The sequence below is a fragment of the Sinorhizobium sp. BJ1 genome, from assembly GCF_002531555.1.
GTDB classification, from domain to species: domain Bacteria; phylum Pseudomonadota; class Alphaproteobacteria; order Rhizobiales; family Rhizobiaceae; genus Sinorhizobium; species Sinorhizobium fredii_B.
This window is the reverse complement of sequence record NZ_NWTH01000006.1, coordinates 174,347-189,104: the sequence shown is the minus strand read 5'-3', so window position 1 is coordinate 189,104 and position 14,758 is coordinate 174,347. Positions and strand designations below refer to the sequence as shown.

Sequence of the window (14,758 nt, the reverse complement as noted above, 5' to 3'; positions counted from 1 at the left end):
AATCGCCTCCGTGTTGACATCGGAAGGCGAAGGCGGGATAGCTCGCGGCGCATGAAGATCGCCTTCTACGCGCCACTGAAGCCCCCGGATCATCCCGTCCCCTCTGGCGACAGGCAGATGGCACGCATGCTGATCGAAGCGCTCAAGCTGTGCGGACATGACGTCCAAATTGCATCGCCGCTGCGGGCCTTCTCGCGCGAAGCGTTCGACGCGGCTTATTTGGATTTGCGCAAGCAAGCGGACGAGGAAATCGTCCGTCTTCGTCGAACCTGGACCGAGGAGGGGCCGCCGGACACATGGTTCTGCTACCATCCCTATTACAAGGCCCCTGACCTCATCGGCCCCGCGCTCGCCGCCGAATTCTCCATTCCCTATGTGACGGCGGAAAGCTCCTATTCGTCGCGCCGCAACGAAGGGGCGAGGACGCTCGCTCAGGACGCGGTAGCGGCGGGTGTAAGGCAGGCGGCGGTGAACATCTGTTTCACCGAGCGTGATCGCAAAGGGCTGGAAGAGGCGATACCGGAGGGGCGCTATGCCATGCTGGCGCCGTTCATCGACGTCGGACGTTTTCAGGCGATCCCGGCGACGAAACCGGCCGACGCGCGCCTGATCGCGGTCGCCATGATGCGCCCGGGCGACAAGATGGACAGCTATCGGATGCTTGCGGCGGCTCTGCGACTTATCGTCGACATCCCCTGGACGCTGACCATCGTTGGCGACGGCCCAGCGCGCGCGCAGGTGCAGGGGGTGCTCGCCGGATTGCCGGGGGAGCGGCTGGATTGGGCCGGCGAGAATGCGCCCGATACGGTGGCAGGCCTTCTCTTCGGTAGCGATCTCTATGTCTGGCCGGGGTGCGGCGAGGCCTACGGCCTCTCTTATCTGGAGGCGCAGGCGGCCGGCCTGCCGGTTGTGGCACAGGCGACCGCCGGGGTCCCTGAAGTCGTCAGACATGGGCAGACCGGGCTGTTGACGGCGGCGGGTGACATCGCTCTTTTTGCGGAAGCGATCCGGCGCTTTCTCAGCGACGGTGCGTTGCGCGCCGAATTCGGCAAGCGGGCGCGCCGCTTTGTGCTCGAGGAGCGCTCGCTGACTGCTGCCGCTCAGCGTCTGGAGGCGATTTTTGACGCCTTTATGAGGAGGGTTGGATGAATACTGGGTCCATCTGGCAAGCGCTCATCGACAGGCTCGACCAAATGCAGGACGCCGGTCAGAACGTCGATTTCTGGCTGCGCGACGATGATGCGATCGAACCGACGGCGGCGCTTCATCGATTGCTCGAAGTGACGGAGCGGTTTTCGGTGCCGCTGACCCTGGCGGTGATCCCGGCCCATACCGACGAGCGCCTCGAGCGCTGCCTCGCCGGCCGCCGTGATATCAGCATCGCCGTTCATGGCTGGTCGCACGAAAACCATGCACCTGCGGGAGAGAAGCGCCAGGAACTCGGCGGCCATCGCCCGGGCGGCACCGTTTCCGAAGAACTGCGCTCGGGATATGGCCGTCTCAGGGCCCTCTTCCCCGCCTCCTTCGTACCGCTGCTCGTTCCGCCGTGGAACAGAATCGATACCGAAGTCGTCGCGGGGCTGGGCGCCATCGGGTTCAGGGCGCTGTCCGTCTTTGGGCCTGAGGCGAGCGGCAAGGCTGCCGCTCTTCTTCGACCGGGGCTACAGATCATCAACACGCATGTGGACGTCATCGATTGGCGCGGGACGCGCGGTTGCCGCGATCATGCGCAGATCGTTCGAGACATTCTCACCAGAGTGGAGCAAGTGGCCAAGGGCGAGGGATCGGTCGGCATCCTCACGCATCATCTCGTCCATGACGAGAATGTCTGGGCGTTTCTGTCGAAGCTGTTCGAGATCACTGCCACTCATCCGGCCAGCCGCTGGCGGAAGGTGTCCGATCTCATAGGTCGATGACCTGGTGGTCGCGGGCCGCAAAGGCGCCCGCAAAGAATGTCTGCACTTCCTGTTCTATTGCCGCAAGCGCCGCGTCGGTGCGGGAGGGGTCGTGGTGGAACATGGCAAGGCGCGGAATGCCGGCGGCCATCGCCAGGCGCGAGCCGTGGATCCCGGTCGAATGCCCATAGCCGCGGTAGGCCGCCATCTCCGATTCGAGATAGGTGCAGTCGTAAACCAGCAGGTCGGCGCCGGCGATGAAGTCGAGGAGCTCACGATCGAGAATTCCCGGCTCGTGCTCGGTGTCGTAGATGAGAGCGACGGCGCGGCCACCCCAATCGACCCTGTAGCCGACGCAGCCGCCCGGGTGCACAAGGCTCATGGTGCGGATCGAGACGTCCTTGCGCGGCGAAAGCGTCTCGCCCGGGAGGAAATCGAGGGTGTCGAGGCTCGCCTGACAGATGCCCGGGCCCACCGGGAACCACGGTGGCCGCATGAAGTCATTGATCATCTCCGCCGTGGACATCTTGCCGTGGAGGTGGCCGGACCAGAAGCGGACCGCCGAGCTACAGCGGTAGATCGGCTTGAAATAGGGCAGGCCGATAATGTGGTCATAATGGCTGTGGGTGAAGAAGACGTCGAATTCGGAGACGCTCTCCGACATCAGCGACAGACCGGCCTCACGCAATCCCGAACCGGCGTCGAAGATCAGCACCTCGGCGCCGCAACGGACTTCGATGCACGGCGTATTGCCTCCATAGCGCTGGAACTGCTCACCGGACACCGGCAGACTGCCCCTTACGCCCCAAAACTTCACTCGAAAGATGTCGTCCCGCATTCCGTTTCGGTTTCATCCTGCCCACCCCAGGCACTTTGCCTGGGCGCGCTCATTAGACAAGCACAAATCATGAGGGTCCTGCAATGGCATTGGCACTTTTGGGGCGTGGAATGCTCGCTGGCCGCCTTCCGGCACCCGGCCGCTATTGAAAGCTTATCGCCGGGCTCAACCTTGATTTAACGGTTCGTGTTCAGCGATTCAGGATTGAGAACTTTGGCTTCAAGCCGGTGCCGCTAGCAATCATCATTTGCACAGCTACGTGCGACTTATCAAACGTGCAAAGGTCGCTATGGCACTTTAAATACTGCATTTTTTTTGTCCTTATATCGGTTAGAATTTAAGGAACCTGCAGCAGGGGATTCGGGGGCATCCATGGCGCAGTCAGCCGACATGCAGTTTTACGAGAGCCTGCCGCTATTCGAAGAGTTCGAAGGCGTGGCCGACGATGCGAATTACAGGCCCCTGCCGGAAGGTTGGTCGCTGGCGGTTGCCGACATCGTCGATTCGACCGGGGCAATCGCCGACGGGCGATACAAGAGCGTCAACATGGCTGGCGCCAGCGTGATCTCGGCCCTCATGAACGCGCTGGAGGAAAGAAACCTGCCTTTCGTCTTCGGCGGCGACGGGGCGCTCGCCGTCATACCCGCGGCCTTGGCGGCAAAGGCGCGCACGGCGCTCGCCGCGGCCAAGACCTGGGTGGCGGAAGAGCTCGGCCTCGAGCTCCGGGCCGCGCTCGTTCCGGTCGCCGACATTCGCGCCAGAGGTCTGGATATGCGCGTCGCCCGCTTCAACACGAGCGAAGAGGTTTCCTACGCGATGTTCTCGGGCGGTGGCGCAAGCTGGGCGGAAGCGGAGATGAAGGCGGGACGCTACCAGATCGACGCCGCGGCGCCGGGGACCAGGCCTGACCTGACCGGGCTCTCCTGCCGCTGGAATCCGATCGTCTCCCACCACGGCGCCATCGTGTCGATCATTGCGGTACCCGGCGAGCGTGGCAACACACCGGAATTCCAGGCCCTGATCACCGATATCGTGGCGCTCGCCGAGGGCGAAGAGCGGGGCGGCCATCCCGTTCCGGAGAACGGTCCCGAGCCTCGCCTTTCGATGCGCGGCGTCACCATGGAATCGCGCGCCATCGCCTCAACGGGCAGACGCCTGCTGGTCTGGCCATGGATAGCGTTGCAGAGCTTGCTTCTGTTTGTGTGCTTCAAGATCGGGCTCAATATCGGCAGTTTCGACGTCACGCAGTACAAGCACGATCTCGCCAACAATTCCGACTTCCGCAAGTTCGACGACGGCCTGAAGATGACGATCGATGTCGGCGCCGGCCGGCTGAAGCAGATCGAGGAGCGATTGAAGCGGGGCGCTGAAGAGGGCGTTTGCCGCTACGGGCTGCATCGGCAGGATTCCGCCTTGATGACCTGCATCGTCCCGTCCCCGATGAGCCGCGATCACATGCATTTCATCGACGGCGCGGCCGGCGGCTACGCCATGGCGGCAAAGAACCTCAAGGAAACGCGTGCAGACGACGGGCCGCAGGCCCGCGCGATCACGCCTTGACGATATGATCGGCTGCCAGGCCGCGGCGTGCGAAGACATTGCGCGTATCGACGATCAGCGGTGCCCAATCGCAAAGTGCGGCGTAATCGACGGCGTCATGGTCCGTCGCTATGAGCACCGCGTCGAAGCTGCGCACGGTCTTTTCGTCGAATGTGCTCGACCGGCGGCCCTTGAGCGCAAGGTGCTCCCGGGTTGAGGGAATTTCCTCGACATGCGGATCGTAAAACGCCGCCCTGCCGCCGCGTTCCTCGATGAGTTCGATCAGCCTGAGCGAGGGGCTTTCGCGAATGTCCGGCACGTTCTTCTTGTAGGCGAGGCCGATGACCAGCACGTTCGAGCGGCTGAGCGCCTTGCCCTGTCTCCGGTCAAGCGCCTCGGCAAGCCGCGTCACCACATGGCGTGGCATGGCCGAGTTGATCTCCCCCGCGAGCTCGATGAAACGGGTCGGCAGCTCGTATTCGCGCGACTTCCATGTGAGATAGAAGGGGTCGATGGGGATGCAATGTCCGCCAAGTCCGGGGCCGGGATAAAACGGCATGTAGCCGAACGGCTTCGTCTTTGCCGCCTCGATGACTTCCCAGACATCGATGCCCATTGCCTCGTAGACAACCTTGAGCTCGTTGACGAGGGCGATATTGACCGCCCGGAAGATGTTCTCCGTGAGCTTCACCGCCTCGGCCGTCGCGTTCGAGGAGACCGGGACGACCGTCTCGACCACGGCGGCGTAGAAGCGCTCCATCAACGCTGCCGCAAGCGGCCCGTCGCCGGCCACGACCTTGGGGATGCTCGCCGTCTCGAAATTCCGGTTGCCGGGATCCTCCCGCTCCGGTGAAAAGCCGAGGAAGAAGTCCTCGCCCGATTTCAGGCCCGTCTCTTCCAAGATCGAACGGACGACACCGTCCGTCGTCCCGGGATAGGTGGTCGACTCGAGAACGACGAGTTGGCCCGGCCGCAGGCAGGCCGCGATCGAGCGGGAGGTCTTTTCCACGAAGGAGAGATCGGGATCCCGATGTCTGGTGAGCGGCGTCGGCACGCAGATGACGATCACGTCGCAACGACCGAGCACGGCGAAGTCAGTGGTCGAGCGAAAGCGCCCGGCCGCGGCCTCCCGGCTGAGCGCATCGTCCGAGACGGCTTCGATATAGGAACGGCCGCCGTCGAGCGCGACGATCTTTGCCGGATCGATGTCGAAACCGGTGACCGGGAAACCTGAGCGCGCAACCGCGATGGCAAGAGGCAGGCCGACATAGCCCAGGCCGATGACACCGACCCTGGCGGTACGCGCGGAGATTGATTCCAGGAGCCTGTCGTGATGAGGGGAGGTCAAGGTCGTTTCCAAATTTGTTGGCGAACAAGCCGTTTTGCGGCGGGCGGCCCGCGAGTTGGTTCCATTTTGTTGGCGAGAAAGCGGCGCCAAGTCAAGCGCTGGCCTACAGCGCCGTGCGTCGCTTCAGACGCAAAAAGCGCGCTGTAGCGCTTCGAATTGATGCACGCTTTTATCCATAAATCGGCTGCGACTTAAGGGCACATGCAGGAGCGTCCGTCGATAACCCCGACAATTAGAGGGTGTAAACGGATGGTCCCTTCCGTGTAGGATTCACTGACGATTTAAATTGTGAACCCTCTCTGGAAATCGGGCTCGGCGGTGAATATCTGCAAGACAGAATCGTGGCGATCCGATCGCTGCGCGCTGCCGCCGTCAGATGCGGCCGGAGCCTTTCTTTACTGACGGGTGCCACACAGCCAATGCTGCCGGGCAGGCGATCAGGTCGCCGGTGCACGGGAGTGCTGTTGGCATTGGCCGTCGCGACAAATGAGGACGTGGAATGAGTACGATCGACGACAAAGTTTCCGAAATCCTCCTGGACAAGGTCGCGGATTGGCTGATGCGGACGTCCCTCAGCGACGAATCGCTCGAGACGATTGTGCGAGGCTTCTGCGAGCGCCTGGCGGCGGCCGGCCTGCCTCTCATGCGGGTCCACCTGTCCTTTTCGATGCTTCACCCGCTTTACGACGCGCTCGGCTTCACCTGGTGGCGCGGCCGGGGCGTCGAGGTGAGCGGACTTCGCCACGAGGAATTGGCGCTCAATCCCGATCGTTTTCTCCGCAGCCCCTATTACTATCTGCTCAGCAACAACCTCGACCACGTGCGGCGACGCATCGATCCGGCGCTGCCCTCGGAGTTCCCGATCTTCGACGAACTCAGGGAACAGGGGGCGACCGACTATATCGCCTTTATGCAGCCGCTCGGCGCCGTCTCCGAGCATGGCATGGTCGGCTCCTGGACGACGGATCGTCACGGCGGTTTCAGCGACGACGTCATCGCCGCGTTGCTGAGGCTGCAGAACCATCTGGCGATTGCGGCCAAGGTCGCCGTGCTCGGCAAGCTCGCCGACAACATGTTGACCACCTATCTCGGCGCCAATGCCGGGCGACGGGTCCTCAGCGGCCAGGTCCGCCGGGGCGATGGCGAGACGGTTCGCGCTGTCCTCGTCATGGCCGACATGCGCGACTCGACCGTTCTTGCGGAAAGGGAGGGCCGGCAAGCCTATATCGAAACGCTGAACGGCTTCTTCGACGCGATCGCGACGCCGTTCAACCGCCATGGCGGGCAGATCCTGAGCTTCGTCGGCGATGGGTTCATTGCCGTCTATCCCTGCGGCCGGCACAAGGAACCTTCGGAACTGGCAAGCCGTGAAGCCTTCGCTGCCGTGGGCACGGCACGCGCCCGCGTCGCCGCCCTCAACGCCGAACGGAAGAGGCAGGGTCGCGAACCGATCGGCTACGGCGTCGGCCTCCACATCGGCAACGTCATGTTCGGCAATGTCGGACTGCGGGACAGGCTGACCTTTTCGGTTTTCGGCTCCGCCGTGAACGAGGTTCAGCGGCTGCAGAACCTGACGAAGAAATACGGCCACAACGTCGTTGCGAGCGAAGCTTTCGTCAACTATTGCGGCGGCGACTGGCTGACGCTCGGGCAGGAGAGATTGCGCGGGGTGCGCCAGAAGTTCACCGTGCTCTATCCCAAGGACGCTGCCCTGGCCGCGATTGCCCAGGAACGCGCCGAGGATCAGACGGAGGATGGACTTTCCGAAGCGGAGCATGTCATGCTTCTCTATCGCAACAAGATCGGGCCGCCGGGGCCGCGCGGCCTGATCGACAAGATGCTGCAATGAGGGATCTATGTTTCGCGTAAGTTTGCTGGCCGCCACACTTCTCGTACCGAGCATCGCAAATGCTCAAGCACTGCAGCAACAACAACCGCCTCTGGAGCAGAAACTGGTCGACGGTTTCGAAGGTAAGGACTTCGCCCCGGAAGGCGGCCTCTATTATCGCGAAAATTTCGAGCAGAGCGCCGGTACCGTCGAGTTTCAGGAAACGGTCAAACGGACGGGAAATGGCGGGCTGAAGCTCAGCGTCGTGCCGCATTGCCCGACATTGAACGACGGCTGCAGCGAGCGGGCGGAAATCTGGGAAAAGACGGCCCTTCGCGTCCCCTATGACCAGGGCGTCTGGTACGGCTTTGCCGTCAAGTTCGAGGACCCCATTCCGAGCGGGAACCATCGTTACCTGATCGCGCAATGGAAGCGCGAGATCGTTCCTGGCGCCGATGGGGATTTCAGCCCGTTCCTGGCGCTGCGCATGGATCTCGGAAAGCTCTTCGCCACGGTAGAGACCAATTATCAGCCGCCGGCCTCTACGGGACCGGAGGGCACGCCGGCCCGGTGCGGCCCGGGGGAGGTGCCGGCCTGGGGCCGGCCCGACGTCAACCAGGTACGCATCCTCGTTGCCACGGATCCAAACTGGACGACGCAGGACAGCAGCCTTTTCAATTCCTGCACGAAGGCGGTGACGGTCACCAACCACGGCAATCCGCTCCCCGAGCCGAATTCCGGCTGGATCGATTTCGCGATCTTCACCAAGCCCGGGCCGGACGGATCGGGGCACATAGAGCTGTTTGCCAATGGTAAGCCGATCATAACGGTCAAGGGCCATATCGGCCACGCCGACAAGGGCCTGGGAGAGAACCAATATTTCAAGTTCGGCCCCTATCGCGCGGCCGACACGACCGACTGGACGCTCTATTACGACGACTTTCGCCGTTCATCGCGCTGTGCCGATGTTCTGACGGACGGCGTTTGTCCCTTTCCGTGAGGTCCGGTCACCTCTTCCGAACCCCTCCACGCACGACTCCATGCTTCCTTAAAATCGGCGCCGATTTAAGGATGAGAACTCGCGGCAATCTCAAGTGCTACAAGTGACTCTTGTGCGACTGAAAAGACGCAAGGCGCTGTAGCCTGGTGGCCTGCTGGACAGCCTGCGGAAGCTAAGCTACTGTTTCGACGGTGGCGGACGCTACAGCGCCGCGGGGTTCGTCAAGGTCGCTGTGACACTTGAAATTGCTGCGTAATATCCCCGCCGGACGGCAGGGAGTCATGCAGGAGGGTAATGAGGGTAGTGTGTTGCAATGACTTCAGCAGCGGACCTATTAAGGGTTGAGGGTCTGCGGATCACATTCTCCGTGCTTGGCGGCCAAGTGGAGGCCGTCCGGGGAGCGAACTTCAGGATTTTACCGGGCAAGGTGACGGCACTCGTCGGCGAATCCGGGTCGGGCAAGTCGGCGATCAGCCAGGCGGTGATGGGCATTCTGCCGAGCGTCGCGAAGGTGAGTGGCCGGGTCCTGTTCAACGATACGGCGGCCGGAGAAAAATCGGTCGATCTGCTCTCGCTCGAAACCGACGGGGGCGAGATCCAGGAAATCCGCGGTGCGCGGATCAGCAAGATCTTTCAGGAGCCGATGACTTCACTGTCGCCGCTCCACACGATCGGCAACCAGATTTCCGAAGTGCTGCAGATCCATACGGACGCGGACAAGGCGGAGCGCAGGGCACGAACCGAGGAGCTTCTGGGCGATGTCGGCTTTGCCAATCCGAAGCGGGCCTATGACATGTACCCCTTCGAGCTTTCCGGCGGCATGCGGCAGCGGGCGATGATCGCCATGGCGCTGATCTGCCGTCCGGCTCTGCTGATCGCCGACGAGCCGACGACAGCGCTCGACGTGACGGTGCAGGCGCAAATTCTGCAGTTGCTGCGCGAGCTTCAGTCCAAGCTCAACATGGCCATGCTGCTGATCACGCATGACCTTGGCGTCGTAGCCAACATGGCCGATGAGGTCGTCGTCATCTATCACGGCGATATCGTCGAGGCGGGGCCGGTCGACGCGATCTTCCGAAATCCGCAGCATCCTTATCTCAAAGGGCTGATGGCGGCCGTGCCGCATTTCGACATGAAGCCGGGCGAAAGGCTGAAGGCGCTTCGCGAAGTGCCGGTCAAGGCTGGGACGCTTCTCGGACGCCAGGGAGCCACGAAAGCCACCGGACCGGACGTCCTCGTCTCGGTTCGCAATCTGTGCAAGACATACTCGACGCGTGCGTCGGGTTGGTTCGGCAGCGGCAGCGCGTCGCGTCATCGTGCCGTCGACAATGTCAGCTTCGACATCCGCCGCGGCGAATGCCTGGGGCTGGTCGGCGAGAGCGGCTGTGGCAAGACGACCGTCAGCAAGATCCTGATGCGCGCGGTGACGCCGGATCAGGGTTCGGTCACCTTCGACGACGGGGAAGGTGCCGTCGACGTCCTGAAGCTCGACGGTGCCGAACTCAAGGCGCTCCGCGCCAAGATCCAGATGGTCTTCCAGGATCCGGTCTCGTCGCTTTCGCCGCGCATGACGGTGAAGAACATTCTCAGCGAGCCGCTCGAGATCCACGGGCGGGGCAACCCGAAAGCGCGAGTAGAGACCGTCCGTTCCCTGTTGCAGGCGGTCGGCCTCGACCAGCGCTTCATCAATCGCTACCCGCACAGCTTCTCCGGCGGTCAGAGGCAGCGCATCGGGATCGCCCGGGCGCTCGCGCTCGTGCCGCAGCTCTTGATCTGCGACGAGCCCGTTTCGGCTCTCGACGTCTCCGTCCAGGCTCAGATCCTCAACCTTCTCAAGGATCTCCAGAAAGAACTCGGCCTGACGATGCTGTTCATCTCGCACAATCTCGCGGTGGTTGACTACATGGCCGACCGGATCGCCGTCATGTGTGCGGGGCGGATCGTCGAGCTCGCACCGCGCGAGGTGCTGATGCGCAATCCGGTTCATCCCTATACGAAATCGCTGCTGGCAGCCGTGCCCTATCCCGATCTGGATCGGAAGCTCGACTTCGACTCGCTCCAGGCGAGCGGGGGCTCGGACCAGCGTCAATGGGGAGCGCAATTCTCGGACGGCGGTGAGGAGAACGCTCTCTTTCCGGCTGATCTTGGCGGGGGCCATTATGTGCTCGCCAGGAAAACGGCAGATGCAAGGGAGTTACGACCGTGATTACCCGAAGAACAGCGCTTGCCATCCTCGCTTCAACTGCTCTGCCGAAGGTCTTGCTCGCCGCCGCGGGCGGGGTCGACGCCTTGGCGCCGCTTGTCGTAGAAGGCAAGCTTCCGCCGCTCAGCGAGCGACTGCCGAAAACGCCGCGGGTGATCAATGTCGCGGCGATGGGGAGACAAGCGGGCCGGCACGGCGGGACGATCCGCAGCCTGATCGGCAGCGCCAAGGACATCCGCCTGATGACGATCTACGGCTATGCCCGGCTGGTCGGCTATGACGAGACGCTCAACCTCCACCCGGACGTCCTGGAACGCTACGAGACGGTCGAGGACCGGATCTTCACCTTCCACCTGCGCGAGGGGCACAAGTGGTCGGACGGCACGCCGCTGACGGCCGAGGACTTCCGCTACTGCTTCGAGGACGTACTGCTCAATGAGGACCTCTCGCCTGCTGGCCTGCCGACGGCGATGGTCATGGACGGCCAGGCGGCGAAGTTCGAGATCCTCGACGAGCGCACGCTGCGCTACTCGTGGCCGATGCCTAATCCGGACTTCCTGCAGAAGCTGGCAGCGCCGCAGCCGCTGGTTCTCGCCATGCCGTCGGCCTATCTCAAGCAGTTCCACAAGAAATATCAGGAAGAGGACAAGCTGAAGGCGCTGATGAAGGAGGAGAGGGTCAAGAAATGGCACCAGCTCCACCAGCGCATGGCGCGCTCCTATCGCCCGGAAAACCCGGACCTGCCCACCCTCGATCCGTGGCGCAACACCACGCCGCTACCGGCCGAACAGTTCGTCTTCGTGCGCAATCCGTTTTTCCACCGGGTCGACGAGAACGGCCTGCAACTGCCCTATATCGACAAATTCGTGCTGAGCGTCAGTTCGTCGGCGCTCATTCCGGCTAAGGCCGGCACGGGCGAAAGCGACTTGCAGGCGGTAGGCATCGACTTCGTCGACTATACCTACCTGAAGGATGCCGAGAAGCGTTATCCCGTGAAAGTCAAATTGTGGAAGAAGACCTCCGGCTCCCGCCTGGCCCTGCTTCCCAACCTCAATTGCGCCGATCCGGTCTGGCGGCCGCTCTTGAGAGACGTGCGGGTCCGCCGGGCCCTGTCGCTGGCGATAGATCGGCGCGAGATCAACATGGCGGTCTTCTACGGGCTGACGAAGGAGAGCGCCGACACGGTCCTGCCGGACAGCCCGCTGTTCCGTCCAGAGTTCGCGAGTGCCTGGGTCGCCCATGATCCGGAGCAGGCGAACGCCCTGCTCGATCAAGCCGGCCTTGCCAAACGCGACAGCGACGGCATCCGCATCCTGCCCGATGGCCGCAGGGCGCAGATCGTCGTCGAAAGCCCCGGCGAAAGCACGCTCGATACGGATGTGCTGCAGCTCATCACCGACTATTGGCAGAAGGTCGGCATTTCGCTCTTCATTCGTACCTCGCAGCGCGACACATTCCGCAGCCGGGCAGTCGGCGGCGAGATCACCATGTCCATGTGGTTCGGCATCGACAACGGCGTGCCGACGGCGGACATGAATCCGGGCCAACTCGCCCCGACAGCAGATGACCAGTTGCAATGGCCGGTCTGGGGCCTGAACTATATTTCGCACGGCGAAATGGGCGAGGCACCCGACCTGGAGCCGGTGGTCGAACTGCTCGACCTGCTCAAGCGCTGGCGGCATTCCGCAGACGATGCCGAGCGGGCCGACATCTGGAGGCAGATGCTGTCCATCTATACGGACCAGGTCTTCTCGATCGGCCTCGTCAACGGTTCATTTCAGCCGATCCTCGTCACGACCAAGCTGCGCAACATGCCGGAAGAGGCGCTTTGGGGCTTCGACCCGACGAGTTACTTCGGTGCCTACAAGCCGGATACGTTCTGGCTGCAAGAGGATAGCTGAGATGCTGCGGTACATTCTCTGGCGCATCGCGGTCATGGTGCCGACCCTGCTCATCATCTCGGCGCTCGTTTTCACCATCATCGAGCTGCCGCCGGGTGACTATTTCGAAAGCTACATCGCCGAGCTCAGGGCGCAGGGCGAAGGCGTCGACATGGAGCAGATCGAGTCGCTGCGCCAGCAATACGGTTTCGATCAGCCGCCGCTGCTGCGCTACATCTATTGGGTCGGCGGCATGCTGCAGGGGGACTTCGGCTATTCCTTCGAATATGAGCTGCCGGTCGGCGAGGTTGTCGGAGACCGGCTGTGGCTGACGATCCTGGTGTCGTTCTTCACGATCATCTTCACCTGGGTCATCGCCTTCCCGATCGGCATCTATGCGGCGACCAACCAGTACAGCTGGGGCGATTACGGCCTTTCGCTGGTCGGCCTCATCGGCATCGCCATCCCGAACTTCATGCTGGCGCTGATCCTCATGTATTTCGCCAATATCTGGTTCGGCACGTCGATCGGCCATCTGATGGACCAGAAATACCTCTCCGAACCAATGAGCTGGGAGAAGGCGAAGTCGATCCTCGAACACATCTGGATCCCGGTCATCATCGTCGGCGCCGCGGGCACGGCCGGGATGATCCGGCGGCTGAGGGCCAATCTGCTTGACGAACTGCAGAAGCAATATGTCGTGACCGCCCGGGCCAAGGGTCTTTCGCCGACGCGAACCCTCGTTAAATATCCGCTTCGCATGGCGCTGAACTTCTTCATCTCCGACATCGGCTCGATCCTGCCGGCGATCATCTCGGGGGCGGAAATCACCGCGATTGTGCTTTCGCTCGAGACCACCGGACCGATGCTGATCAAGGCGCTGCAGAGTCAGGACATGTATCTCGCCGGGTCGTTCCTGATGTTCCTCGCGTTCCTGACCGTCATCGGCGTTTTGATTTCCGACCTCGCGCTCGCCGTCCTCGACCCTAGAATTCGCCTGCAAGGCAGGAGCACCAAGTGACGTCACCGATTCCTGCCCCCGGCGAGCCGCTACCGCATTACGTGTCGACCGCCCCCTTCGATCCCTATTCCGTCGAGGTGATGACGGAGGAGCAGGTGCGCGTCAACCAGGCGTCGCAGTTGCGGCTGATGTGGTGGAAGTTCAAGCGGCACAGGGTTGCGCTCGCGTCCGGCATTTTCCTGGCGGTGCTCTACGGGATGATTCTCATCTGCGAGTTCCTGGCGCCCTACAACCTGCACACGCGCAACATGGACTTCATCTATACGCCGCCGCAGCGGGTGCATTTCTTCCATGAGGGCGACTTCGTCGGCCCCTTCGTCTACGGACGGACGATGGAGCTCGACATGGATACGCTGAAGCGGAACTACTCGGACAATCCCGCCGACATCCAACCGATCCGCTTCTTCTGTCGCGGCGACAGCTACCGCTTCTGGGGCCTGTTTGAAAGCAACCTGCATCTGGCCTGCCCTGCGGAGAATGGCCAGCTGTTCCTGCTCGGGAGCGACAGGCTTGGCCGCGACGTGCTGTCGCGCATCATCTACGGCGCGCGGATTTCCCTGACGATCGGGCTTCTCGGCATCACCGTGAGTTTCGTGCTGGGCATCGTGATCGGCGGCCTTGCCGGCTATCACGGCGGTGTGTTCGATCTTGTCGTGCAGCGGTTGATCGAAGTTCTGCAGTCGATTCCGAGCATTCCGCTCTGGCTTTCGCTGGCGGCGATCATGCCGGCGACGTGGAGCCCTATCCTCATCTATCTCGGCATAACCGTCATTCTAGGCCTCCTCGATTGGACTGGGCTGGCACGCGCCGTCCGCTCCAAGCTGCTTGCGCTCAGGGAAGAGGATTACGTGCTCGCCGCCCAGTTGATGGGAGCGAGGAGCAGCCGCATCATCGGCCGGCATCTTGTGCCGGGCTTCATGTCGCACCTCATCGCGACGGCAACGATCTCCATTCCTGGCATGATTCTCGGCGAGACGGCGCTCAGCTTCCTCGGCCTCGGGCTGCGCCCACCGATCACGAGCTGGGGCATTCTGCTGACGGAAGCAAAGAGTGTCAGCGTGATTGCCTTCTATCCTTGGCTGTTGTTTCCGACTATACCAGTCATTCTTGTGATATTGGCGTTCAACTTCCTGGGAGACGGGTTGCGCGACGCCGCAGATCCCTACAAATAGCCCCGGGTATCGCCGTTCGATCCAGGCAGGCGCT

Annotated in this window: 11 protein-coding genes; 9 read left to right on the top strand and 2 right to left on the bottom strand. The window is 62.4% G+C overall.

What is annotated here, in order from left to right:
- Positions 1–51: 51 nt before the first annotated feature.
- Together CO676_RS11465 and CO676_RS11460 are read left to right on the top strand one after the other, a co-directional pair.
- Positions 52–1,149 (top strand): glycosyltransferase family 4 protein, encoded by a 1,098-nt coding sequence (locus tag CO676_RS11465; RefSeq protein ID WP_097521099.1) that lies wholly within the window; start codon positions 52–54, stop codon positions 1,147–1,149.
- A complete protein-coding gene (locus CO676_RS11460) occupies positions 1,146–1,916 on the top strand; it encodes a polysaccharide deacetylase family protein (protein WP_097521097.1) in 771 nt (256 codons plus the stop codon). The genes CO676_RS11465 and CO676_RS11460 overlap by 4 nt, the downstream gene beginning before the upstream one ends.
- On the opposite strand, the gene CO676_RS11455 is transcribed toward CO676_RS11460, so the two are convergent.
- Positions 1,903–2,733 carry an MBL fold metallo-hydrolase gene (locus tag CO676_RS11455; protein ID WP_097521095.1) on the bottom strand — a complete coding sequence of 277 codons (831 nt, stop codon included), beginning with the start codon at positions 2,731–2,733 and terminating at the stop codon, positions 1,903–1,905. The two genes, CO676_RS11460 and CO676_RS11455, sit on opposite strands and share 14 nt — an antisense overlap.
- A 372-nt stretch (positions 2,734–3,105) precedes the next feature.
- Between CO676_RS11455 and CO676_RS11450 the strand changes: the two genes are divergently transcribed.
- Entirely contained in the window at positions 3,106–4,293 is a 1,188-nt protein-coding gene (locus tag CO676_RS11450; RefSeq protein ID WP_097521093.1) for a DUF3095 domain-containing protein, read from the top strand.
- On the opposite strand, the gene CO676_RS11445 is transcribed toward CO676_RS11450, so the two are convergent.
- Entirely contained in the window at positions 4,283–5,620 is a 1,338-nt protein-coding gene (locus CO676_RS11445) for a nucleotide sugar dehydrogenase (protein ID WP_179875455.1), read from the bottom strand. The two genes, CO676_RS11450 and CO676_RS11445, sit on opposite strands and share 11 nt — an antisense overlap.
- 499 nt (positions 5,621–6,119) lie before the next feature.
- On the opposite strand from CO676_RS11445, the gene CO676_RS11440 reads away from it, so the two are divergent.
- From CO676_RS11440 to CO676_RS11415, 6 genes are all read left to right on the top strand, one after another.
- A complete protein-coding gene (locus tag CO676_RS11440; RefSeq protein ID WP_097521089.1) occupies positions 6,120–7,469 on the top strand; it encodes an adenylate/guanylate cyclase domain-containing protein in 1,350 nt (449 codons plus the stop codon).
- Positions 7,470–7,476: 7 nt separating this feature from the next.
- Complete coding sequence (locus CO676_RS11435) at positions 7,477–8,448, top strand: polysaccharide lyase (protein ID WP_097521087.1); 972 nt, start codon at positions 7,477–7,479, stop codon at positions 8,446–8,448.
- A 313-nt stretch (positions 8,449–8,761) separates the two neighbouring features.
- Complete coding sequence (locus tag CO676_RS11430) at positions 8,762–10,654, top strand: ABC transporter ATP-binding protein (protein WP_097521085.1); 1,893 nt, start codon at positions 8,762–8,764, stop codon at positions 10,652–10,654.
- A complete protein-coding gene (locus tag CO676_RS11425) occupies positions 10,651–12,552 on the top strand; it encodes an ABC transporter substrate-binding protein (protein WP_097521083.1) in 1,902 nt (633 codons plus the stop codon). Before CO676_RS11430 ends, CO676_RS11425 begins: the two co-directional genes overlap by 4 nt.
- 1 nt (position 12,553) lies before the next feature.
- The gene (locus tag CO676_RS11420) at positions 12,554–13,552 is read left to right on the top strand and encodes an ABC transporter permease (protein ID WP_097521081.1); all 999 of its coding nucleotides are present in this window, start codon (positions 12,554–12,556) and stop codon (positions 13,550–13,552) included.
- The gene (locus tag CO676_RS11415; protein ID WP_014763973.1) at positions 13,549–14,724 is read left to right on the top strand and encodes an ABC transporter permease; all 1,176 of its coding nucleotides are present in this window, start codon (positions 13,549–13,551) and stop codon (positions 14,722–14,724) included. Before CO676_RS11420 ends, CO676_RS11415 begins: the two co-directional genes overlap by 4 nt.
- Positions 14,725–14,758 lie beyond the last annotated feature (34 nt).

Bases quoted from the DNA above. Each gene is read 5' to 3' on its own strand.
- CO676_RS11465 (WP_097521099.1), top strand. From the start codon at position 52: ATGAAGATCGCCTTCTACGCGCCACTGAAGCCCCCGGATCATCCCGTC.
- CO676_RS11460 (WP_097521097.1), top strand. From the start codon at position 1,146: ATGAATACTGGGTCCATCTGGCAAGCGCTCATCGACAGGCTCGACCAA.
- CO676_RS11455 (WP_097521095.1), bottom strand. From the start codon at position 2,733: ATGCGGGACGACATCTTTCGAGTGAAGTTTTGGGGCGTAAGGGGCAGT.
- CO676_RS11450 (WP_097521093.1), top strand. From the start codon at position 3,106: ATGGCGCAGTCAGCCGACATGCAGTTTTACGAGAGCCTGCCGCTATTC.
- CO676_RS11440 (WP_097521089.1), top strand. From the start codon at position 6,120: ATGAGTACGATCGACGACAAAGTTTCCGAAATCCTCCTGGACAAGGTC.
- CO676_RS11435 (WP_097521087.1), top strand. From the start codon at position 7,477: ATGTTTCGCGTAAGTTTGCTGGCCGCCACACTTCTCGTACCGAGCATC.
- CO676_RS11430 (WP_097521085.1), top strand. From the start codon at position 8,762: ATGACTTCAGCAGCGGACCTATTAAGGGTTGAGGGTCTGCGGATCACA.
- CO676_RS11420 (WP_097521081.1), top strand. From the start codon at position 12,554: ATGCTGCGGTACATTCTCTGGCGCATCGCGGTCATGGTGCCGACCCTG.